Genomic DNA, 22,199 nt, shown 5'->3' with positions numbered 1-22,199 from the left:
CACGGCGCTGTCACAAAACCGGCACACGGCGCATGTAACCTGCCGGTCACGAAACTGTCGTCTGCCGTGAAGGCGGCATCGCCATGCTGGTCCGTTCCGACGCCGACGTCCTGTTTGACGGGTTCCCCGGCCTGCTGTGGGCCGTGCGCTTCGATGCCGAGGGGCGCGCCACGCCGATGGAGGCCGGTGACCCGATGGAACCGGGTGAACACCATGGCTGGCGCTGGCTGCATTTCAACCAGAGCGACGCCCGCAGCGCGCAGTCCATCGCCCGGCTGGCGCTGTCCGAGGATGCCCGCGAAGCGCTGCTGTCCCACGATACCCACGTGATCCTGCAACGCCAGGAGGACGGCGCCTACGGCGTGTTCGTCGATTGGGAACACCAGCGTGCCGGCGGGACCGCGCCGCGCGCGCCCGGCCATCACGACGGCCTGGGCTGGCTGCATTTCGCCATCGGTGGCGGCGACGGCCTGCTGGTCACCGCCCGCCGGCAGCCGTTGCGATCGGTCGAGACGGTCCGGCGGCAACTTTGCGCGGGTGAACGCTGCAGCCATCCGGCCCGCGTGCTGGAAGCCATCGCCGAGCATTTCGCCGACTCGGTGGAACGCGCCACCGATGATCTTTCCGACTCGCTGGATCGCATCGAGGACCGCGTGCTGGCCGACGCCATCGGCGACGAACGGCGCGACCTGGCCTCGCTGCGGCACCAGAGCGTGCGCCTGCACCGGCCGCTGACCGCCATGCGCCGGGTTCTCAAGCAGTTCGAGCAACGGCACGCCCCGGACGAGGACGAGGACGAACTGCTGCCGGTGGCGTCGCGCCTCGGCCAGCGCTTCGATGATCTGGACGGTGACGTCTCGACCCTGCAGGAGCGCGCCCGCCTGCTCCAGGACGAGGTCGCCGCCAAACTCGCCGAGCGCACCAACACGCACCTCTACGTGCTGTCGATGATCACCGCGCTGCTGCTGCCGCCCAGCCTGGTCGTGGGCGTGTTCGGCATGAACCTGCATGGCCTGCCCTTCGCCGATCACCGGGCGGGCGCCTCCGCCGCGCTAGTGCTGGGGCTGCTGTCCAGCCTGGCGGTCTACCTGATCCTGCGCCGCCTGGGCGTCTCGCGCTCGACCTGAGCCGCCCGTCCGCGGCCTCCCCGCGGCGACTCAAGAAACCCGGACCGGGGCCGACATTCCTTCGTACCCCACGCCGCGCCTCGTCCATGTTGATCATCGTAGGAATCCTGGTCGTCATCGCCAGCGTGCTCGGCGGCTTCGTCGCCTCGCACGGCAAGCTCGCCGCCCTGTGGCAGCCGTTCGAACTGGTGATCATCGGCGGCGCGGCGCTGGGCGCGTTCCTGATGAGCAATCCGCCGAAGGTGGTGAAGGCCACCTTCGCCAGCATTCCCGCGGTGTTCAAGGGGGTCAAGTACAAGTCGTCCGATTACCTGGACGTGCTGACCCTGATGTACGAGCTGCTGAACAAGGCGCGCCGCGAAGGCTTCATTTCGCTGGAATCGCACGTCGACAATCCGGGCTCCAGCGATCTGTTCAACAAGTATCCCAAGGTGCTGGCCGATCACCACCTGATGGACTTCATCACCGACTGCCTGCGCCTGATGGTCGGCAGCAACATCGAGCCGCACGAGCTGGAACCGCTGCTGGAACTGGAGCTGGAGAAGCACCATCACGAGATGATGGCGCCGGCCCACGCGCTGGCGAAAGTCGCCGACGCATTGCCGGGTTTCGGCATCGTCGCCGCGGTGCTGGGCATCGTCATCACCATGGGTTCGATCGGCGGCGACATCGCCGAGGTTGGCGCGCATGTGGCCGGCGCCCTGGTCGGCACCTTCCTGGGCATCCTGCTGGCCTACGGCTTCGTCGGCCCGCTGGCCGCGGCGCTGGAAGCGCGCGCCGAGCAGGACAGCCGCATCTACGAAAGCGTCAAGACCGCCCTGCTGGCCTGCCTGCGCGGCTACAACCCCAAGGTGGCACTGGAGTTCGCGCGCAAGACGCTGCCGTCGGCGGTGCGTCCGCAGTTCGCCGAATTCGAGACCCATCTCAAGGGCGCCAAGTAGGCACGCGCCATGGCCGAGAAATCCACGGTCATTGTGGTTCGCCGGGTCCGCAAGATTCAGGGCGGCGGCCATCACGGCGGCTCCTGGAAGGTCGCCTACGCCGACTTCGTCACCGCGATGATGGCGTTTTTCCTGGTCATGTGGCTGGTCGGCGCGACCACCAACAAGGACCGCGCGGCGATCTCCGAGTACTTCCGCAACCCGAGCCCGCTCAGCGGCAAGAGCTTCTCGCCCGCGCCCGGTCCCAACGGACCCGGCGGCGCCAGTACCTCGATGATCAAGCTGGGCGGCACGATGGACATCCCGCGCGGCAGTGGCGACGACCCCTTCAGCAAACCGGATCCGGACGGCCGCACGCCGGCCTCGCGCGAAGCCAGCGCGCAGGACCAGGCACGCGAACACGCGCAGGATCAGCAGCGGCTGGAAGCGTTGATGCAAGCGCTGGAGGAGGCGATCAGCCGCAGCCAGGCGCTGGAGCCGTTCAAGGATCAGTTGCTAATCGATCTGACCCCCGAGGGCTTGCGCATCCAGATCGTCGATCAGCAGAACCGGCCCATGTTCGATCTGGGCAGTTCCTCGCTCAAGCCGTACACGACCGACATCCTCCACGAGCTGGCCGGCTTCATCAATCGCGTACCCAACCACATCAGCCTGACCGGCCACACCGACGTCACCGCGTATGCCCGGGCCGGCTACACCAACTGGGAGCTGAGCGCCGACCGCGCCAACGCGGCGCGGCGGGCGCTGGTCGAAGCCGGCATGCAGGAGGACAAGGTGACCCGCGTGGTCGGCTTGTCGTCCTCCGTGCTGTTCGACAAGCAGGATCCGCAGAACCCGATCAACCGTCGCATCAGCATCGTCATCATGACCCGCGCGGCCGAGGCCGAAGCGCTGGACGGCAGCGGCATGGCGCTGGGCAAGGTACTGGCCGACGCGGACACCCAGGTGCCGGCCTTGCCGGCCGCACCCGCCCTGCCCGCGCGCGGCGGGCATCCCTGACGGGCTTCGCCGTACCCGCGCGGGAGGCTATCCTTGCGCGATGACGCTGCGCACCGTTTCCGCTACCCGCTACGTGACACCCCTGCGCGAAGGCGGCTCGATGCCGGCCATCGTCGAGGCGGACGACGACGGCATGTATGTCCTCAAGTTCCGCGGCGCCGGCCAGGGGCCGCGCGCGCTGGTGGCGGAACTGATTTCCGGCGAAATCGCCCGCGCACTGCAATTGCCGGTGCCGGAAATCGTGCTGGTCGAACTGGACGCGGAGCTGGCGCGCACCGAGGGCGATCCGGAGATCCAGGATCTGATCAAGGCCAGTGCCGGGCTCAACCTGGCGCTGGACTATCTGCCGGGCTCGGCCAATTTCGATCCCGTGGCCGAGCAGCCGGACCCGGCGCTGGCGTCGGACATCGTCTGGTTCGATGCCTTCATCAGCAACGTTGATCGCACCGTGCGCAATCCCAACCTGCTGATCTGGCATCGCCGGCTGACCCTCATCGATCACGGCGCCTCGCTCTATTTCCATCACGGCTGGGACGGTGATACCAGTGGCGCCGGCAGGCCGTTCCCGCTGATCCGGGATCATGTCCTGCTGCCCTGGGCCAGCGATCTGGAAGCCGCCGACGCGCGGCTCAGCGCGAGGCTGTCCCCGGAACGGCTGGCCGACATCGTCGCACTGGTACCGGACACGTGGCTGCAGGGTGGCGACGCCTTCGGTCCGCCCGACCAGCAGCGTGCGGCCTATACCCACTATCTGCAGCAGCGCCTGGCGCTGCCGCATGCGTTCGCGCAGGAGGCCCAGCGTGCGCGCGACTGACAGCTACGACTACGCCGTCATCCGGGTCGTGCCGCGGGTGGAGCGCGAGGAATTCATCAACGTCGGCGTGATCGTGTCCTGCGAGAAGACCGGCTTCCTGCAGGCGCGCATCGAGCTGGACGAAGCCCGCGTGCTGGCGCTGGATCCGCGTATCGATCTGGATTCCCTGCAACGCCACCTGGCCGCGATTCCGCGCATCTGCGAAGGCGGCGCCCAAGCCGGTCCCATCGGCATGTTGCCCAAACGCGCGCGATTCCACTGGTTGACCGCCAAACGCAGTGCCATCATCCAGACCTCGCCGGTGCACATGGGCAAGTGCGGCGACATGGAGGCGGTCATGGAGCACCTGCTTGACCGCATGGTACGGATCAAGTGAGTCATCCGGAGCCGTTGCGATGATCCCTCCGGCAGCCGATCAATGAGCGTATACGTGGATGACGCGGTGCACCTCTGGCGCGGCCAGCGCTGGGCGCACCTGATGGCGGACACGCTGGAGGAACTGCATGCGATGGCGCAACGGCTGGGCATCCCGCGTCGCGCGTTCCAGAACAAGACCAGCGGCGCCCACTACGACGTGACCGCCGAATTGCGCGAGGACGCCATCCGGTTCGGCGCGATCGCCATCTCGCGGCACGTGGACCGAACGCTGGTCAAGGCGGTGATCGCGCGCGCCAGGGAACAGGGCCGCGGCGGCGACTGAGACGCGCTGGCGTCGCCTCAACGGCCAGCGGGCGAATCCGTCGCCCGCGGCGCCAGCCGCTCCAGCGCCGAAGTCACCTCTCCGGCGATCTGATCCTGCATCGCCAGCTTGTCCTCGTGCGGGCGATCGTAGGTATCCGACCACACCACGAACCCGTCGTCGGCACGCAGGAGGCGCACGGATACACGCAGGGTTCGCTCCGACTTGCGCACGCTGCCGTCCAGCAAATAGGACACCCCGAGTGAACGCGCGATCTCGGGGACCGGCACCTGCTTGTCCTTGAACTGGAACGACGCGGTCGGCGCCGACACTTTCAATCCGGGCACCTTGCTCAGGCGGACGATCAGTTCCTCGGTCATGCCGTCGGCGAACGGTTCCTCGTTCATCGCATCAGTCAAATCCAGGAATGGCAGCACGGCCAGCGTCTGCAAGCGCGCCGGCGCGAGCACGGACAGTGATGCCATCGACGGCGTCTCCGTATTGACGGGCCGGGTCAGCTGATAAGCCGCCACGGCGGACGCCGCCAGCAGCATGACCACCAGCCACAAGCCGATGCGCACGGGAACGCGGGACGGCCGATGTTCGCGGCCTTCCCGTCCCTCGTCGATGGTGGTCCGGTCAGATCCGGATGGCGAACCGTCCACGCCGGGTGATTCCGCGACCGGACCGAGCGGCGTGGTCGCGGAAACGTCGGCGATCAGGCGGTAGCCCAGCCGCGGCACCGTGGCGATGTAGCGCGGCTGCCGCGGGTCGTCGCCCAGCTGGCGGCGCAGCGAGGTTATGGCCTGATACACCGAATCCTGGCTGACGATGACGTCGGGCCAGCCCCGGGCCAGCAGTGCGTCGATGCTCACCACCTCGCCCGGCCGTTCCGCCAGACGCAACAGCAGCGCCAGCGCGCGCGGTTCCAACTGGATGCGCCCGCCATCGCGCGTGGCCACGCCGGAAATCGTATCCAGTTGCCAGTCGCCCAGGCGCAGCGTGGTTCGCGCGGTCGTGTGCAAGTGTTCTTCCATCCGTTTCAGAACTTTTCAGCGCGTTTCAGGCCCGCCTTCAGGACTTCGGGCCGGCGGGACCGGCATCGTACCGCGCACCGGTCGCTGCCAGACAGGGCCGGCTGCTTCCAATCCAACCCGGGAAACCCGCATGCCCTTCGCGTCGAGATCCTTTGCTCTTCCCCTGGCCTGCCTGCTGCTTGCGCTGGCATCGCCGGTCCCCGTCCAGGCACAGCCTCCCATGGGCGACGACGACCATCACTGGGTCGCCAGTTGGAGTGCGGCGCCGGTGGGGGCGGGAGACGCGTTGCCGCCGGTGACGATACGCCAAGTGGTTCGCACCAGCCTGGGCGGAGCGGCGGTCCGCGTGCGCTTGTCCAACCTGTTCGGCAGCCAGCCACTCACGATCGGTCCGGTCCGGCTGGCCCGGCATGCGGACGGTGTCGCCATCCAAGCCGACAGCGATGGATCGGTGACGTTCGCCGGGCTGCCGCAGGTGACGCTCCCGCCGGGAGGGTCGGTCCTGAGTGACGCGGTGGATCTGCCGGTGACGGCATTGGAGATGCTCGCCATCAGTCTGTACCTGTCGCAGGGCGCGGCCGCGCCGACCGTCCACCAGGTCGGCAACCAGACGGTGTACCTGGCGCGGGGCGATCTCACCTCGCGGTCGCGGTTCGAACCGGAAGGCGAACCCGACGATACCCGCTACCTGCTGACCGATCTGGAAGTCGCCGCGCCAGCGGGCGCGCGCGCCTTCGTCGTGCTGGGCGATTCGATCACCGATGGCGTGGGCTCCAGCGAAAACGCCAATGCGCGCTGGCCCGATCGGCTCGCGCAACGGTTGCAACGTGATCCGGCGCTGGCGTCCATCGCCGTGGTGAACGCCGGCATCGCCGGCAATCGCATCCTCAACGACGGCGTGGCGCCCTATCGCGGGCCGAGTTCGCTGTCGCGCCTGCAACGCGATGTGCTGGACAAGCCGGGCGTGCGCTGGATGCTGCTGTTGCAGGGTGGCAACGACATCTCCGCCTCGGACCGGCTCGAAGCGCCGGATCAGAAGGTCAGCGCCACGCAGATCATCGAGGGCATGCAACAGATCATCACCCGCGCCCGTGCGCGCGGTATCAAAGTCTGGGGCGCGACCCTGCTGCCGCGCGGCGGCACCACCTTCCCCGCACCGCCCAGCGCGGAGGCGCTCGCCAAGCGCGAAGCCGTCAATGCCTGGATCCGCGAATCGGGCGCGTTCGACGTTGTGGTGGATTTCGATCGGGTGATGCGCGATCCCGCGCAGCCTGATCGCCTGCTGCCCGCCTACGACAGCGGCGACCACCTGCATCCCAACGATGCCGGCTACCAGGCGATGGCGGACGCCATTGACCTCGTGCGCCTAGCAGAGGGCAACGGGCCCTCAGGAACGATGGCCCGATGACGGCCAGGAATCACGCGGCCGTGGACGTCAGATTGGCAGGGCGTGGCTGCGCTTCACGACCTGGCTGGGCAGATCCGTCTTGACGTTCTGGATGCCGTTGGCGCGTGTGAGGTGGCGGGTCTGGAAGCGGCGATAGTCGTCCAGGTCCTCCACCACCACCCGCAGCATGGCATCGCATTCGCCCAGCATGATGTAGCACTCCATCACCTGCGGCAGGCGTTCCATCGCGGCGATGAAACGGTCGATGGTGTCCGCGTCCTGCGCGGTCAGCCACACCCGCGTGAACAGGGTCTGCGGGTAACCCACCGCGGCGGGATTGACCACCGCCACGTAGCGTTCGATGACGCCGGCCTGCTCCAGCAGCCGTACCCGGCGCAGGCATGGCGAGGGCGAGAGGCCGACAACCTGTGCCAGTTCGGTGTTCTGCATGCGCCCGTCCCCCTGCAGCGCGCGCAGGATGCGGCGATCCAGCTCGTCCAGCTTCACAGGCATTGAAACCTCCATTTCAGGATTTTATTGGCATCGAATGCCAATCTATCCGAAATTTCTGGAATATTCGCAACCCCGTGGCAAGGCAGTGTCCCTAGCATGATCGGCCATGGACACGACCACCCTGCTGCTCTTCTCGGCCACCGTGCTGCCGCTGATCGCCACGCCCGGCCCGGACATGCTGTTCATCGTCGCCCAGACCCTGGGCGGCGGCGGCGGTGCCGGATTGCGCGCCACGTTCGGAGTCTGCACCGGATACCTGGTGCATTCGATGCTCGCGGCACTCGGGCTGGCGGCCCTGATCGCCGCGTCGCCGCCGCTGTTCGCGATGCTTCGCTGGGCGGGCGTCGCCTACCTGGCCTGGCTGGCCTGGCGCCTGCTGCGGTCGGCGACGCGACCGGGTGGTTTGCAGGTCCGTGGCGACGGGCATCAGGCGGAATTCCGCCGTGGTTTCCTGACCGCGGTACTCAATCCGAAAGGCATGATGATCTACTTCGCGATCCTGCCGCAGTTCATCTCGAGCGCGACTCCGGCGGCGCCGCAGGCCATTGCGCTATCGGCTACCTTCATCGGCCTGTGCGCCGCGTTCTATTCCCTGCTCGCCCTGGCCATGGCGTCCGGCGGCTGGCGCAACGGTCTCGACGAACGTCGCCGCCGCTGGATCGAAGGCGTGTCCGGCGGGCTCATCGCGGTGGCGGCGGGAAAGCTGGCCATCGGCTGATCATCCTCCGGAGTGCGGCGCGCATCCGGCCTGCTATCGTTCCACCCGCCGCGAACGCGGCGGATACCGGAGGTCATCGCATGCGTGGTCTGGACTTCAGTTCGTGGCAGACATTGCTGTCGACGCTGCTCGGCTTGGCGGTAATCACCTTGATCGGCGTCGGTATCCGCCTGTTGGTCATGCAGACCATCCAGCAACGGCGGGAACGCGAGAATCGCCAGATCAACGAACGGCTGCGCACGCTCATCGCCGCCTACAAGACCCTGGGAGGTTCCTTCACCGGCCATCTGGCCGTGGACCCGACGCACCTGCGGGATCTTCGGATCCGGCAGGCCCAGGGCGGTGACGACGAGGCCGGCACCGGTTCGGATCGTTCGCGGAGGATTCGCGACGCGGTCGAGGCCGCGCTGTCCGACATCGTCCTGCTGGGCACCGACGAACAGGTGCGGCTGGCCGCCCGCGCCGCCACCGACATGGTGGAAGGCCGGCCGATACGCACCGATGAACTGGTGATGTCGCTGCGCGATTTCATCCGCCAAGCCCTTGATCTGGATCCGATACCGCCCGGCCTGTCCATTCCTCCCCAGGGCCCGGCGCGTCCCGGTGGCGGCGGTGGCAAGGCTGGCAAGAACGAGGGCGCGCGCGACGACCCACGCCAGGGTGGCGGCAAGACGGGTAACGCCGGAGCCGGAGCGGGTGGCGCCGGTGCGGGAATGGGCCTGGGTGCCGGCATGGCGCTGGGAGATGAAGCCGAATCCCGGCGCTGATCGCGGTCGCCAGCCGGTCAGAACGCGTCGCTGCCGGGGCGCAGTTCGATACCCAGGGCCGCGCACAGCTGCTGCATGCCCTCGTCGTCCCGGCTGAGCGCGATCCAGCCCGCATACGCATCGCCGTCGGTGTTCCAGTTCCAGAGCGTGTAGCCATGTTCGCGCAGGCGGTCATAGGCCACCGCCATCAGGCCCGGCACGTCCACGCCATCGAGGAAGTCTTCGTCGCCGGGATCGCCGCCCCAGTCGATGTCGATGTTCCAGCGCGCAGCCAGTTCGTTCACGCTGTCGATCAGCGACTCGCTGTCCTTCCAGTCGACATAGAAACCCGACATCCAGTCGATCGCGTCCTTCAGCGCCCACAGCATCCGGCCATCGTCGTCGCTGTCGGCCTCGGCCATGCGCTCGCGCCAGGTCGCGAACTGGCGCAGCGCGGTCTCCTCGTCACCCGGGTTGATCAGTACCAGCAGGTTCCAGATCAGGGCTTCCTGATCACCCAGATCGATGTCCTCGTCCTCGTCGTCACCGGAGCGGGAGAACGCATCGTCGGCGTCGAAGTCGTCTTCGTCGGGTAGGGTCATGGGAAATGTCCTGGATATCCGCGGGATTCCTGCCTCGCCTCCACCATGGGGTTCGTCACCGAGGACGCGGGCTGCGGCAGGAACTTGGGAGGCGGCCCCCGGACGTTTATCCTATGCGCCTTCCGCGACACATGAAACCACCACCATGAGCACCGAAACGCCCCCCGACCGCCTGGCCTCCGACCCGCGCAGCCCCTTCCACGATGCGGAAATGATCGACCGCGGCGTGGGCATCCGCTTCAATGGCGTCGAACGCGACAACGTCGAGGAATACTGCGTCAGCGAAGGATGGATCCGGGTGCCGGTGGGCAAGTCCAAGGATCGCCGCGGCAATCCGATGACGTTGAAGATCAAGGGCGAAGTGGTCGCCTACTTCCGCGAACAGCATTGAGTTCAAGGCGGGCGCCCGCGCCCGCCATGCATCGTCGGGGTTGTGCCCGGGTGGAACATGCGTTCCACCCGATCACCCGCGACCTGCCGAATCAGGCAGCCTGATGGTTGGCGTACCGCTGCTTGCGTTGCAGCGAGGCACGATGGCTCGCGACCATCCGGGCCAGGCCCTGCCGCCGGGCGTCGCTTTCCGGCAGGCAGGCCAGCACCGGGTCCCATTGTCCCGCCTTGACCCAGCGCGAGAAGCGCACGTAGACGCTGTGGTTGGCGCCGTATTCGATGGGCAGGCAACGCCAGTAGGCATCGTTGCTTCCCGCCATCCACAGCACCGCCTCGACGAAACAGCGGGCACTGGATTTGTGGCCGCGCGCGCGCGCGCCGAGTCTCCCCCCGAGATTGACCACGATGTGCGCCCACTCGTCATCGCTCAACTGGGGTTCAAGCACCGCCGACAGGGAACAGGACGCATCCTGCGTCTGCGTCAGGCGGCTGATCGTGGCGTCGAGACTTTCCTGATTTTCAGTCAGCATGTTCTGGCTACCGTCTGGGACATGGAAGCGGCGGACTCCGTGCCCACTGCAGACATCGTCTTGGCCCCTTGTCTGCATATCCGTCGGCAACCGCGGATCCACCGTTTTCGCAGTGTTCTTCCCGTCACAGGCCATCGAACATCGGAATCGTCTGAAAAATTCCGGAATGGCACGGATTCGCTGGTGCGCAAGCGATAATTCCGCCGTAAAGCGCACGTTCCGCAGACGTAGTCACAAAATATGCGATGGCGGTGGCTTGCGAATCCGATAGGTTCGCGGAATGGCAAAGCCCCGATATAGAATGTGACTGCTTTCAGCCCAGAATCCGGGAGACCACGGCACATGACATTGAAGATCGTGCTCGCCGACGATCACCCGATCATCGTTGCCGCTGTCCGTCAGCTGCTCGAACGCTCGGGCCACGAGATCGTCGCGGTTGCCGGTTCCAGCGGTTCGCTGATGGAGATCCTCGCCCAGCATCCCTGCGACCTGGTGATTACCGATTTCAGCATGCCCAACGAGGACGAAGCCGACGGCTTGTCCCTGATCGGACTGCTGCAGCGCCGCCTGCCCGAGATGCCGCTGATCGTGCTGACCATGGTCACCAACCCGGCCGTCCTGCAATCGATCCTGGATATCGGCGTGCGTGGCCTGATCAACAAGACCGACGCGATGACCGAACTGGCCACGGCCGTGCAGACGGTCATGCGTGGGCAGATCTACGTCAGCAAGGCCAGCCAGCGCCTGCTGATCCAGGCCGGCAATGGCAAGTCCGCGCAAGCGGTTCCGCTTTCGCCGCGCGAGACCGAGGTCATCCGCCTGTTCGCATCGGGCAAGTCAGTGACCGAGATCGCCCGCCAGCTCAACCGGAGCGTCAAGACCATCAGCACGCAGAAGCAGGAGGCGATGGCCAAGCTGGGGTTGAAGAACGACTTCGACATCTACGCCTACGCGCGCGAGAAGGGCATGCTCTCCTGACGGACGACCGTGTCTCCGTACAAAAACGCTGTCTGAGAGATGAAGCACGCCCGCGGGCGTCGCGACATTAGGAATAATCCGATTCGAAGGCCAGGGCACCACTCCTAGGCTGACGCGCATCGCTTTTGCGCGTGCCTGTCATGTCCTTCCGTGTTTCCTCCCGCCTGCGTGCGTGCCTGTCCGGCATGCTGGCATTGGCGGGGTCCCTCTGCCTGTCACTGATCGTGGTCGCCCATGCGGCCGCGCATACGACGCTGGCGTTGGACGAGGAGGAAATCGCCTGGCGTCGCGCCCATCCGGTGTTGCGCGTGGGCGTATTCGCGGGCGATCACATGCCGCTGGAAGCCTGGATGGGAGGCCAGCCGGAAGGATTGGGCATCGACTACGTCCGCCTGCTTGCATCGCGCGCCGGCTTGCAGGTCGCTTTCCATCCATTCACCGACTGGGAGGCCGTCGCGTCGCGCTCCGCCAGGCGGGCACCGCCTTTCGATCTGCTGCTCGCGCTGCCCCATACCCGTGGCGACGAGGGCCACGTCCGCCTGCTGCGGACCTACCTGAGCGCCGCTCCCGTGCTGGTCACCCGTCGCAATGACACGCGCACGCGCGATCAACGGGATCTGGATCGGGCGCGGATTCTCATCGAGCGCCGCTTCCAGGACACCATCGTGCGCCTGCAGGGCGCCTATCCGCACGCGGTGCTGCAGTACTGCGATACCGGTCTGCAATGCCTGGACAGCCTGGCCCGTGGCGAAGCCGACGCCTATATCGGCGTCACCGCGGCCCGCACCCGGGCGCTGCTGGCCGGTCGCCGGGCCGATGATCTCAACCTGACCGGATCGGCGGGCCTGCCGGCCCTGGCGTTCTCGCCCGCGGTGCGGGTCGATGCGGCTCCCCTGGCCTCGTTGCTGGACAAGGCCGCCGCCAGCATCGACGAAGCGGAACTGGCCCGGCTGCGCGATCGCTGGGGCTTTGGCGATTCCGCCGAAGACGGCGCCGCGGCCAACGCCTCGCTGAGCGCCGGGGAACTGGAACGCCTGCGCGCGCTGCCGACGCTGCGGGTGGGATTCGAGGTGGATAGGTACCCGTACAGCTTCATGGACGGTGAAGGCCGCTTCGATGGATTGGCCGCTGACTATCTCGCCCATCTGGGCGAACAGCTGGGCCTGCGCCTGCAGCCGATTCCGGCACGCGACTGGGATCACCTGCAACAGATGATCAAGTCCGGCGAGATCGATCTGGTCGCGGCCGGCACGCCAGACGATTTCCATCATGACGATGTCGCATTCAGCCGGCCATACGAGTACTTCCCGGAAGTGATCGTGGCGTCCACGCATGGTCCGGCCATCGCCGGCGCACGCGACCTCGACGGGCGGGTGGTCGCGGTCCGCGACGAGGCCGGATTGATAGGCAGGCTGCAGAGCCAGTTGCAGCGAACCACGTTCCGTCCGGTTGCCAGCAACGAGGCGGGCCTGGCGATGGTGTCCGAGCGACAGGCCGATGCCTACATCGGCACCCTGCCGGCGATTGATTCGCTGATACGCGATCACTATGCCGCGGATCTGCGGGTGGTGGGACCGGCGGAACTCGACCAGGAGCTCGCATTCGGCGCACGCGGCGACCTGCAGGCGCTGCTGCCGCTGTTCGATCGCGTGCTGGCCAACATGGCACCCGCGCAGAAGCGCGCCATCCGCGCACGCTGGCTCAGCAGTTCCTATCACTACGGGGTGCCGTGGGGCTGGGTCGCGGGCGGCATCGCCATGGCCCTGGTCATTATCGGCGCGGTCATGCTGGCGTACGCCCGGCTGCACCGCCTGACCCGCGCCCGGGTGTGCGCGGAGCAAGCGTTGGAAGCACAACTGTCATTCCAGCGCGCATTGCTGGAAACCATTCCCTATCCCATCTTCGCCAGGGACGCGCATGGACGGTACCTGGCGGTCAACCAGGCCTACGAGGCGATGTTCCGATGCGGGCGGGATTCACTGCTGGGGCGCCGGCTCGACGACGCGCGGCCGGACCCGGGCGCGGATCTGGCCGGCATGCGGATCGCCGATCGCGCGCTGCCCGGACGCGAAGCCTCGGAACACGGCGAGCTGCGACTGCCGGAGACGGAGGCCGGCGCGGCGCCGCGCGACGTGATCCTGTGGTCGCACGCATTCCTCTACGACGCCGACGAACCCGCCGGGCGGCTGGCGACCCTCGTGGATGTCAGCGAGATCCGTGCCGCGCAGGCACGCGCGCGCTCTTCCGAGCAGCGCCTGTCCGACATCACCGATGCCATTCCGGCGACGGTCTTCCAGTTCCGGCTCTCGCCGCGGGGCGAGCGGCGTTTCATCTATGCGGCCGGCAATGTGCAGGACCTGCTGGGCCTCTCGGCGGAACAACTGGTCGCCGACGAACGCCAGCTCTACGACCGCCTGCATCCGGATGATCGCGAACACCTCAAGGCGGCCTTGCGGGAGACCGCGCGCACCCTGCGTGCCCTGCCCACGCTGGATCTCCGGCTGAGGTTCGGGGATCGCTGGCATTGGGTGCGGACCGAGGCGGGACAACCGCGCCGACTGCCCGACGGAACCCTGGAATGGAGCGGGTACTGGATTGACATCGACGCCGCGCATGCGCAGGAACAGGCGCTGCACGACGCCAAGGCGCGCGCCGAATCGGCCGCGGCGACCAAGGCGGCGTTCCTGGCCTCGATGAGCCATGAAATCCGCACGCCGATGGCAGGCGTGCTGGGCCTGATTGAACTGCTGGCACGCACGACGATGAACCGCGAGCAGGCGCACATGCTTCGCCTGGCCGACGACTCGGCCAAGGCGATGCTGCAGATCCTCGACGATATCCTCGACTATTCGCGGATCGAGGCCGGCCGGCTGGCGATCGCCCGCCAGCCTTTCGATCCGCGCGCGCTGGTCGACAGCGTCGCCGGCCTGTTCACCGCGCGCGCCAGGGAAAAGCACGTCCGCCTGCACGTGATCCAGGAAAACCGGGTGGCCGGCGCGCTGCTGGGCGATGCCACGCGGATCCGGCAGGTGCTCAGCAACCTGGTCAGCAACGCCATCAAGTTCACCGACGATGGCCATGTCGCGCTGAGGCTGTCGGTCGTCGGGGACACCGATGGATACCAGCGCATCCGCTTCACCATCACCGATACCGGCATCGGAATCGGGAAAGACGATCTCGCCCAGTTGTTCCATCCCTTCGTGCAGGCGGAAGGGTCGGAAGCACGCCGGTTCGGTGGCACCGGACTGGGCCTGGCGATCAGCCGCCGCATCGCCTCCCTGATGGACGGCGATTTGCGCCTGGCCAGCGAACCCGGCATCGGGACGGAAGCGGTGTTCGAACTGAGCCTGCCGGTCAGCGAGCCGCTCCGGCCGGTGGCGGCGTTCGCGGGCAAGCGCGCCTGGTTGCGCAGCCGCGACCCGTGGCGAAACGAAGGCCTGTTTCATTCGCTGTCGGCACTGGGTTTCGACGTGCTGAGCGGCGAAGGCGCCGACCTTCCGGCGTCCGTCGGTTTCGATCTGGCGGTCGTCGATGCCTGTGCCGTCGGTCCGGCCGGTTGCGCACCGGAAACGCCCTGCGTCCGCGTCGACCTGCAGGCGCCCCTCGCGGCAGGACCGGGTCGCGCCTGCATCGCGCTGCCGGGCGATCCGCTGCTGCATCACGCCGTGGCCGAGGCTTGCCGGGAAGCCCTCGGCGAACAGCCGGCCCGTGAACCGACGCCCGCGCTCCCGCCAGCACTTCCGGTGAACCGGCATGTCCTGGTCGCGGAGGATCATCCGGTCAACCGGGCGCTGATCGCGCGCCAGCTGGATCGCCTCGGCTACACGCATACCGTGGTGGAGGATGGCGAACGCGCGCTGGCGGTCCTCGCGGCAGGTGGCATCGATCTTCTGATCACCGATTGCCACATGCCGGGCCTGGACGGGCTGGCGCTGACGCGCAGGATCCGCGCCGCCGAGCCGTCCGGCCGCCACCTGCCCATCATCGCGCTTTCGGCCAGCGCACTGCCCGAGCAGGCCAGGCGTTGCCTGGAGGCCGGCGCGGACGATTTCCTCGCCAAGCCGGTGCGACTGGATCAATTGGCGGGCAAGCTGGCGCACCACCTACGCCCGTCGCCCGCCTCCCAGTCCGTGCTCGAACCACAGCCCGCACCGCAGGACTTGCTTCCGCACGGCGACGATGGCGATCTGATTCCCGACCTCGTCGCGGCGTGCCGCGAAGATCTTGCGCGGCTGGATCGCTTGCCGGCCTCGGCACTGGTCGCCAGGCGCGAGCTGCTGCACCGCATGGAAGGCGCGCTGGCGCTGGTGGCGCCACTTCCGGAGGGTGACGTCTTCGCGGCGGACGCCCGCGCGATCGGCCAACGCGAACAGGAGATACGCGAGCGGGTGGCGTTCCTCGAGGCATCGCTCCCGCAAGACCACCATCACGCCAGCGCCCTGCCCCATCCGCCCTGAAAAAACCCCGGTCCATCCAAAGATCGGAGCGCCAGACGTCGCATGCATCCGGTCCGGGCAATCGTTCCGGCCACGCACTTTTCACGGCTTCCTTCAGCGGCTGAGCCAAAGCACCCGTTCGCTTTGCATTTCTTGCGGTCCTGACGAGGGTCTCGGAGCTTTCCGATTCCAGCGCTCCGCCACGCCGGCCAATCTGCCGATCCGTCCGGAGTCCGCCGGACGCAATCACCGCGCCTTTCGGCGTGCCGGACCGGAGGCATGAACAAGATGGAAGCAACGATGCTGTGGGCCGATCGTGGCCGGACCCTGCGCTGCGGAGAAACCACCACTCCGCATGCACCGCCGCGCTGTCTCGCCGTTTCCCGCCAAGGCAATCTCGGCCTGCAGGCGCGCCGGTTCTCGTTGTGGGTACAGGTGCGGGGCGAAGCCTGGATAGAGTCCGCCGAAGGACGGTTCCGGCTGAGGCCGGGCCAGTGGATCGCCCTGGACCGGGAGTCGCGCCCCACCGTCCAGGCCAGTTCGACCGGGCTGTGCCTGGGCATGTCGTTCGAGGCGGGCGGATCGCCCTCGCGGCGGCCGGCGGATGATTCGCGGGTATATCCGGGTCGCGGACGGTTGAATCGCCGCGAACGCGTGGTCTTCCTGCGTTTGTGGCGGCGTGCCTGCCCACGTGCGCTGATGGGGACCGGCAGCCACGGCGATACCCGGCCACTGCTGGCGTTCATGGCCGAAGTACAGCGCGACCTCCAGCGCTTCGCGCAACGCTGCCCCGGCAGGACCCGCGGCCACCGCCACCAGGTGTTCGTGCGCTTGCAACGCGCCCGCCTGTACCTGAAGGGACATCACCACCGGCGCATCCCCATGCGCGAGCTCGCCCGCCTGGTCAATTTCTCGCACAGCTATTTTTCGCGCACCTACACCTTCGTCTACGAGGAGCAGCCGCAGGTAACGGCATCGCGGATCCGCCTCGCCCATGCCGCGGATCTTCTGATCAGCACGGGCGCGCCCATCGGCGAAATCGCCCAGGCGTCCGGATTCGAGAACAACTGCAGCTTCTCGCGCGCCTTCCGCGCGCACTTCGGCATCTCCGCCACCGACTATCGCCGTCATGGCGATCAGCAGGAAGGCAATTCGAGCAAAGCCACTGCGTAAAGCTAGCAACGTCTCCGCTCACATCCGCCGGTAACGTTAAGAAGGCGTTTTTTTAGCCTTATTTAGCGTTCCCAGGAGAGCATTCGAAATGAAGTACAAGAAGTCCACGTCGGCCCTGCGGCTCGGCGTTCTGCAGGCGTCCGTGCTGCTGGCCCTGTCCCCCGCCGCCTTCGCGCAATCGTCCGACCAGGTCTCGACACTCGACAAGGTCGAGGTGACCGGATCGCGTATCAAGCGGGCGGATATCGAGGGCGCCGCCCCGGTGACGGTGATCGATCGCGCAACGATTGACGCCAGCGGCCATGTCTCGGTCGCCGATTTGATGCGTGATTCCACATTCGGTTCGTTTGGCAACTTCCGGCCGCGATCGGGAAGTTCCGCACAGGCCGTGTCCACGATCGATCTGCGTGGTCTGGGCTCCGACCGCACCCTGGTTCTGATTGACGGCCGCCGCGCGCCAGCCGCCCCGTCGACCGGCGTGAGTGCCGATCTCAATACAATTCCACTGGCCGCGGTTGAGCGCATCGAAGTCCTGTCCGACGGAGCCTCCGCACTCTACGGATCCGATGCCATTGGCGGTGTTGTCAATGTCATCCTGCGCAAGGACTACGAAGGTGTCGAGGTCCGCTATGGAAAGGGCCTGACCAAGGTGAAGGGCGGTGACACCGAGGAGGCCTCCGTCCTGTTCGGAGTCAACTCCGATCGTGGCAACCTGCTGCTGGGCGCCTCGTACAACGAGCGCGGAATGGTCTATACCCGCGATCAGATCGGCGCCAGCGTCAAGGGTGCGTCCATCTACGGAAACAACTTCTTCTACGAGAACGGAAGCCTGGGCGGAGCACTTCCCGGCTACAACTGCGACGACCCGGGCTTCTACACACTGGGCAAGAACTGTGTTTACAACCACAAGGAAACCGCAGCCAACGAAGCTTCTGTCAAGAACAAGTCCCTGTTTGCGCGTGGGCAGTGGCAGATCGACGAAAACTGGTCGATCTATGCCAACGCCAGCTACAGCAACTCGGACAGTTTCGGACGCTATGCCCCCACTCCCGGCGCCGTCTATGTCACCGAGGGCTCCGCCAACGATCCGGTGCCTGGCGATGGTCAGGGCGCCTACGTCTATCACCGCTACGCGGGCGCCGGCAATCGCGATACCACCGTCGACAACTCGGTCACTGACCTGACCCTGGGTATGCAGTGGCAGGTTTCCGAGCGGCTGGCCATTGACTTCGGACTACGGCGTAGCAATGCCAAGTTCAAGGAAACCGGTCGCGGCTATATCGTTACCCCTCTGGCTGAATTGGCCATCGCCAACGGCCAATACGATCTGCGCAATCCCTACGCCAATCCGGATGTCGTCAAGGGCTTCACCGCCACCATCGGTCGGGACGGAAAGTACGAGATCGAGCAATTGTTCGCCGACGCCACCCTGGACCTTTTCGACATGAGTGGCGGAAGGTCGGTACTTGCCTTTGGTCTGGAGCATCGCAAGGAAAGCTACGCCGATCTCTACGACTCGCTGTCAGAGGCCGGTGTCATCGCGGGATCAGCGGGAAATTCCGCCGCAGGCGATCGCAACGTCTCTTCGGCCTATGCCGAATGGCTGTTCCCCATCACCGGCAGCTTCGACATCACCGCAGCGGCCCGCTACGACCGTTACAACGACTACGGAAATGACGTGTCCCCCAAGCTGTCGCTACGCTGGCAGCCGCTGGATCGCCTGACCTTCCGCGCATCGGCCGGCGAAGGCTTCCGGGCGCCGCCGCTGAACAATCTGTATGCCGCCCGCGCATTCTCAGCCGAGGCCGTCAAGGACTACCGTACCTGCCTGGGGATTGGCTTCACTTCGGCACAATGCGGTGGCGACGCCAACGGCGACAATCTTGCCGACGGTGCCGAGGACAAGGCAGTGGGTTCCTATCAGGTGGACAGCTACTCCAGTGGCAACACCAATCTCAAGTCGGAGAAATCCAAGCAGTACAGTGTTGGCATGGCATGGGACGCTACGGATTGGCTGAACCTGACGGTGGACTTCTACCGGATCAAGATCGACGATCGCATTCGCCTGATCTCCTATCAGGAACTTGTCGATTTCAACAACCGCGGCATTGCCCTTCCAGCCGGAACCTCGGTAACCCGGCGCCCCAACGGAGCTGTCAGCCAGATCAATACCGCATACGCCAACGAGGGTGACCTGGATACGCGCGGCGTCGATATCAGCTTGCGCACCCGCTTCGGTCTGGGCAACGCCGGCCAATTGAGCAACTGGCTGCAGGTCTCGCGCGTGATCGATTACACCGTCACCGACGGCCTGGTCAAGAAGGATCGCCTGGGCTGGGTTGGTCAACCGGATACCCGAGCCAGTCTGCGCAATACCTGGACCAACGGTGATTTCAGCGTCAACTGGAACATCAACTACATCGGCGATCAGCAAAACCCCGCCGTACGTCCGTCGTTTGGTTTCATCGGCGGCGATCCGAGCACGCGCGTTGGCGGCTACGCCACCAACGACTTGTCGTTCAGCGTGAACGTTCCCTGGAATGGAAGCGCGACCCTGGGAGTCAACAACATCGGCAATCGCTATCCGGAGCTGATCAGCGTCGATGGTCGTCCATGGAACTTCGATCTGTACGATGCCTACGGCCGTACAGTCTACTTCCGCTATTCGCAGAAGTTCTAAGGGCGGCAGGTCCGAGATGGAACGTTTATCGGACCAAGGAAAGACCCCCAGCAATGGGGGTCTTTTTGTTTTCCTGGAGGAGCAATTCACGATGACACTGACCACTAATCTTCCACATGGAAGAAAAGCCCGCCGGCAGGCCTGGGGAGACTATTGGAAAACCGGTGTCCTGCATTCCTGCCCCACAAGCTACTCAGGTAACTACGACGGCGTTGTCGGGGAATTCTGGTGCGCGACGGCACGACAACTTCCTGCCCACGGACACATTATCGACCTGGCCACAGGGAACGGCGCCATCCCTCGTCTCCTGCTCAGCCATGGCCGCACGGATCTGGACATCGACGCAATCGATGCCGCGGATATTCCCGGTCCTGAAACCTCCATTGGAGCCGGCGTCCGGCTTCATCCCCGAGTAAGAATGGAATCGCTGCCATTTGCTGCCGACTGCTTCGACGCCGCCTGCAGCCAGTTCGGGATCGAGTATGCGACCCATCCGGAAGCGCTGGGAGAAGTTCTGCGTGTGCTCAAGCCGGCGGGACAGATCCACTGGGTCTTGCACCATCGAGATTCAGTCTTTACCCGCGTCGCCGCACTCGAAAGTGAGCATCTGGCCTGGGCGACGAGTGAAGAAGGAATTCTGGACGCAGCCATCGGCATCGCACCCTGGATGCAACGCATCCGGGCCGGCTTGACCTTGGAGGATCCCCGCAAGGCCAATTCAGCCCGTGACACGTTTAATCAGGTCCAGATTGCGTTGGAGCAACGGATCCAGCTTGATGACACCGTGGGCGTGCTACAGGATGTCCGTGCCACCGTGCATGCCATCCTGATCCGGGACGCTGATCCAGCGTCCGCCCTCGTGCGCTACCGGCAGGATCTGGAACATGCCCGGGTCCGCTGCCAGGACTTGTGTGCCTGCGCCTGCGATCAGGCCAAGTTGCTGAGCCTGGTCGAATGGCTCGGCGGCAGGCGGCCCGCCATGCGGATGGAGATCACGACGTTGAGCCAGTCGGAGGGCCTGTTGGCCTGGGCATTGCGCGCCATGCCCTCCTGAAAGCGGCTGACGTATTGGAGATGCGTTTCGCTCAGGTTTCCGCACACGCCGCCGCACGCGCCAGCATCAGGTCGCGTTCGCGGGCGTTGCGGGTCAGGGCGGCGGCACGTTCGAAGGCTTCGCGTGCTTCGCCGCGGCGACCCAGTTGTTCGAGCAGGTCACCGCGGACCGCGGGCAGCTGCGGGTATTCGCGCAGCAGCGGTTCCTCGCCCAGTGCATCCACCAGCAGCAAGGCCGCGGCCGCGCCCTCGGCGCGGCTCAGGGCCACGGCGCGATTGAGTTCCACCACCGGCGACGGCATCACCGCCGCCAGCTGTGCGTAGAGGGCGGCAATGCGGGGCCAATCGGTCTGATCGGCGCGCACGGCGCGGGCGTGGCAGGCGGCGATCGAGGCCTGGAGGGTATAGGGCAGCTGCGCGCCACCCAGTTTCACCGAGCGCTCCAGCGCCTGCAGGCCGCGCTGGATCTGCAGGCGATCCCAGCGCGCGCGATCCTGTTCCAGCAATAGAATCGGCGTGCCGTCGGGCGCGGTGCGCGCGCGGGCCCGCGAGGCCTGCAGTTCCATCAGGGCGAGCAGGCCGTGCACTTCCGGTTCGTTCGGCACCAGTCCGGCCAGCACGCGACCCTGGCGCAGGGCCTCCTCGCACAGCGCCGGGCGCATCCAGTCATCGCCGGCGGTGGCGGAGTAGCCTTCGTTGAAGATCAGGTAGACGACTTCCAGCACCGAATCCAGGCGCTCGGCCAGTTCGCTCCGGCGCGGCACCTCGAACGGCACCTGCTTCTGCGCCAGGGTGCGCTTGGCGCGCACGATGCGCTGGGCGATGGTCGGCTCCGCCTGCAGGAATGCGCGCGCGATTTCATCGGTGGACAGGCCGCCCAGCAGGCGCAAGGTCAGTGCCGTCCGCGCCTCGGTGGAGAGCACCGGGTGACAGGCGATGAACACCAGGCGCAGCAGATCGTCGCCGATGTCGTCTTCCAGCCGGTCGCTGTCGTCAGGGCCCGGCATGTCCTGCCCATCCAGCTCGTAAGCCAGTTCGTCGTGCTTGCGCGCGTGCAGTTGGTGCTGGCGCAGGCGATCGATGGCGCGATGCTTGGCCGCGGTCATCAGCCAGGCGGCGGGATTGTCGGGCACGCCCGACGCCGGCCAGCGTTCCAGCGCGGACACCAACACGTCCTGTGCCATCTCCTCGGCCAGGCCGACGTCGCCCAGCATGCGGGTCAGGCGGGCGATCAGGCGCGGGGATTCCATTCGCCAGAGCGCGTCGAGGATGCGGTGCAGATCGTGGGGGGCCATGGCCGGCGATCTGACCACCGCCCGGCGCACCGTGCAAGCTGAATGGCGGACGCCTCATTGGCACACCCCTTTTTGTCCAGGTCCGCGGGCGGTTCGCCTTC

19 protein-coding genes and 1 pseudogene are annotated in these 22,199 nt (G+C 66.4%); 15 read left to right on the top strand and 5 right to left on the bottom strand.

What is annotated here, in order from left to right; all coding sequences use genetic code 11:
• Positions 1–83: 83 nt before the first annotated feature.
• The 6 genes and pseudogenes from FHW78_RS12200 to FHW78_RS12175 all read left to right on the top strand — a co-directional run bounded on the left by FHW78_RS12200 (position 84) and on the right by FHW78_RS12175 (position 4,581).
• Positions 84–1,127 (top strand): CorA family divalent cation transporter, encoded by a 1,044-nt coding sequence (locus FHW78_RS12200; RefSeq protein ID WP_183640692.1) that lies wholly within the window; start codon positions 84–86, stop codon positions 1,125–1,127.
• A gap of 86 nt (positions 1,128–1,213) precedes the next feature.
• Entirely contained in the window at positions 1,214–2,068 is an 855-nt protein-coding gene (gene motA / locus FHW78_RS12195) for a flagellar motor stator protein MotA (RefSeq protein ID WP_183640689.1), read from the top strand.
• Between the two features lie 9 nt (positions 2,069–2,077).
• Positions 2,078–3,025, top strand: a pseudogene (motB, locus tag FHW78_RS12190) (flagellar motor protein MotB); the annotation flags it as partial.
• A gap of 88 nt (positions 3,026–3,113) precedes the next feature.
• Positions 3,114–3,881, top strand: a complete 768-nt coding sequence (locus tag FHW78_RS12185; RefSeq protein ID WP_183641393.1) for a HipA family kinase — start codon at positions 3,114–3,116, stop codon at positions 3,879–3,881.
• Positions 3,844–4,257: a DUF3037 domain-containing protein gene (locus FHW78_RS12180; RefSeq protein ID WP_203321911.1), complete on the top strand. Its 414-nt coding sequence runs from the start codon at positions 3,844–3,846 to the stop codon at positions 4,255–4,257. Before FHW78_RS12185 ends, FHW78_RS12180 begins: the two co-directional genes overlap by 38 nt.
• A 42-nt stretch (positions 4,258–4,299) precedes the next feature.
• Entirely contained in the window at positions 4,300–4,581 is a 282-nt protein-coding gene (locus FHW78_RS12175; RefSeq protein ID WP_183640682.1) for a DUF4031 domain-containing protein, read from the top strand.
• A 17-nt stretch (positions 4,582–4,598) separates the two neighbouring features.
• Here the strand turns inward: FHW78_RS12175 and FHW78_RS12170 are convergent, their stop codons facing one another.
• Positions 4,599–5,585, bottom strand: coding sequence for a winged helix-turn-helix domain-containing protein (locus FHW78_RS12170; protein WP_183640679.1), 987 nt, complete (start codon positions 5,583–5,585; stop codon positions 4,599–4,601).
• Between the two features lie 232 nt (positions 5,586–5,817).
• Between FHW78_RS12170 and FHW78_RS12165 the strand changes: the two genes are divergently transcribed.
• Positions 5,818–7,005 (top strand): SGNH/GDSL hydrolase family protein, encoded by a 1,188-nt coding sequence (locus FHW78_RS12165; RefSeq protein WP_183640677.1) that lies wholly within the window; start codon positions 5,818–5,820, stop codon positions 7,003–7,005.
• A 27-nt stretch (positions 7,006–7,032) separates the two neighbouring features.
• Here the strand turns inward: FHW78_RS12165 and FHW78_RS12160 are convergent, their stop codons facing one another.
• On the bottom strand, positions 7,033–7,497 hold the full coding sequence (locus FHW78_RS12160) for an Lrp/AsnC family transcriptional regulator (RefSeq protein WP_183640674.1): 465 nt from the start codon (positions 7,495–7,497) through the stop codon (positions 7,033–7,035).
• A 106-nt stretch (positions 7,498–7,603) separates the two neighbouring features.
• On the opposite strand from FHW78_RS12160, the gene FHW78_RS12155 reads away from it, so the two are divergent.
• The gene (locus tag FHW78_RS12155; protein WP_183640671.1) at positions 7,604–8,215 is read left to right on the top strand and encodes a LysE family translocator; all 612 of its coding nucleotides are present in this window, start codon (positions 7,604–7,606) and stop codon (positions 8,213–8,215) included.
• 80 nt (positions 8,216–8,295) lie between these two features.
• Positions 8,296–8,982: a hypothetical protein gene (locus FHW78_RS12150; RefSeq protein ID WP_183640668.1), complete on the top strand. Its 687-nt coding sequence runs from the start codon at positions 8,296–8,298 to the stop codon at positions 8,980–8,982.
• 17 nt (positions 8,983–8,999) lie between these two features.
• On the opposite strand, the gene FHW78_RS12145 is transcribed toward FHW78_RS12150, so the two are convergent.
• On the bottom strand, positions 9,000–9,563 hold the full coding sequence (locus FHW78_RS12145) for a hypothetical protein (RefSeq protein ID WP_183640666.1): 564 nt from the start codon (positions 9,561–9,563) through the stop codon (positions 9,000–9,002).
• 145 nt (positions 9,564–9,708) lie between these two features.
• Between FHW78_RS12145 and FHW78_RS12140 the strand changes: the two genes are divergently transcribed.
• Positions 9,709–9,954: a DUF3297 family protein gene (locus FHW78_RS12140; protein WP_183640663.1), complete on the top strand. Its 246-nt coding sequence runs from the start codon at positions 9,709–9,711 to the stop codon at positions 9,952–9,954.
• A gap of 91 nt (positions 9,955–10,045) precedes the next feature.
• On the opposite strand, the gene FHW78_RS12135 is transcribed toward FHW78_RS12140, so the two are convergent.
• Positions 10,046–10,483 carry a transposase gene (locus FHW78_RS12135; protein ID WP_183640661.1) on the bottom strand — a complete coding sequence of 146 codons (438 nt, stop codon included), beginning with the start codon at positions 10,481–10,483 and terminating at the stop codon, positions 10,046–10,048.
• Positions 10,484–10,825: 342 nt separating this feature from the next.
• Here FHW78_RS12135 and FHW78_RS12130 point away from each other — a divergent pair, with 342 nt between their 5' ends.
• The 5 genes from FHW78_RS12130 (at position 10,826) to FHW78_RS12110 (ending at position 20,804) form a co-directional block, all read left to right on the top strand.
• The gene (locus tag FHW78_RS12130; RefSeq protein ID WP_183640658.1) at positions 10,826–11,461 is read left to right on the top strand and encodes a response regulator transcription factor; all 636 of its coding nucleotides are present in this window, start codon (positions 10,826–10,828) and stop codon (positions 11,459–11,461) included.
• A gap of 140 nt (positions 11,462–11,601) precedes the next feature.
• Positions 11,602–15,918, top strand: a complete 4,317-nt coding sequence (locus FHW78_RS12125) for a transporter substrate-binding domain-containing protein (protein ID WP_183640656.1) — start codon at positions 11,602–11,604, stop codon at positions 15,916–15,918.
• 258 nt (positions 15,919–16,176) lie between these two features.
• Positions 16,177–17,070, top strand: coding sequence for an AraC family transcriptional regulator (locus FHW78_RS12120; RefSeq protein ID WP_183640653.1), 894 nt, complete (start codon positions 16,177–16,179; stop codon positions 17,068–17,070).
• Between the two features lie 88 nt (positions 17,071–17,158).
• Positions 17,159–19,750, top strand: a complete 2,592-nt coding sequence (locus FHW78_RS12115) for a TonB-dependent receptor (RefSeq protein ID WP_183640651.1) — start codon at positions 17,159–17,161, stop codon at positions 19,748–19,750.
• 16 nt (positions 19,751–19,766) lie between these two features.
• Complete coding sequence (locus FHW78_RS12110) at positions 19,767–20,804, top strand: class I SAM-dependent methyltransferase (RefSeq protein ID WP_183640648.1); 1,038 nt, start codon at positions 19,767–19,769, stop codon at positions 20,802–20,804.
• Between the two features lie 31 nt (positions 20,805–20,835).
• Here FHW78_RS12110 and FHW78_RS12105 read toward each other — a convergent pair whose 3' ends face one another.
• Positions 20,836–22,098, bottom strand: coding sequence for an RNA polymerase sigma factor (locus FHW78_RS12105; RefSeq protein WP_183640646.1), 1,263 nt, complete (start codon positions 22,096–22,098; stop codon positions 20,836–20,838).
• Between the last annotated feature and the right edge of the window lie 101 nt (positions 22,099–22,199).

This window comes from Pseudoxanthomonas sp. OG2 (assembly GCF_014192765.1).
Taxonomy (GTDB): domain Bacteria; phylum Pseudomonadota; class Gammaproteobacteria; order Xanthomonadales; family Xanthomonadaceae; genus Pseudoxanthomonas_A; species Pseudoxanthomonas_A beigongshangi.
This window is presented reverse-complemented; position numbering and strand designations above follow the sequence as displayed.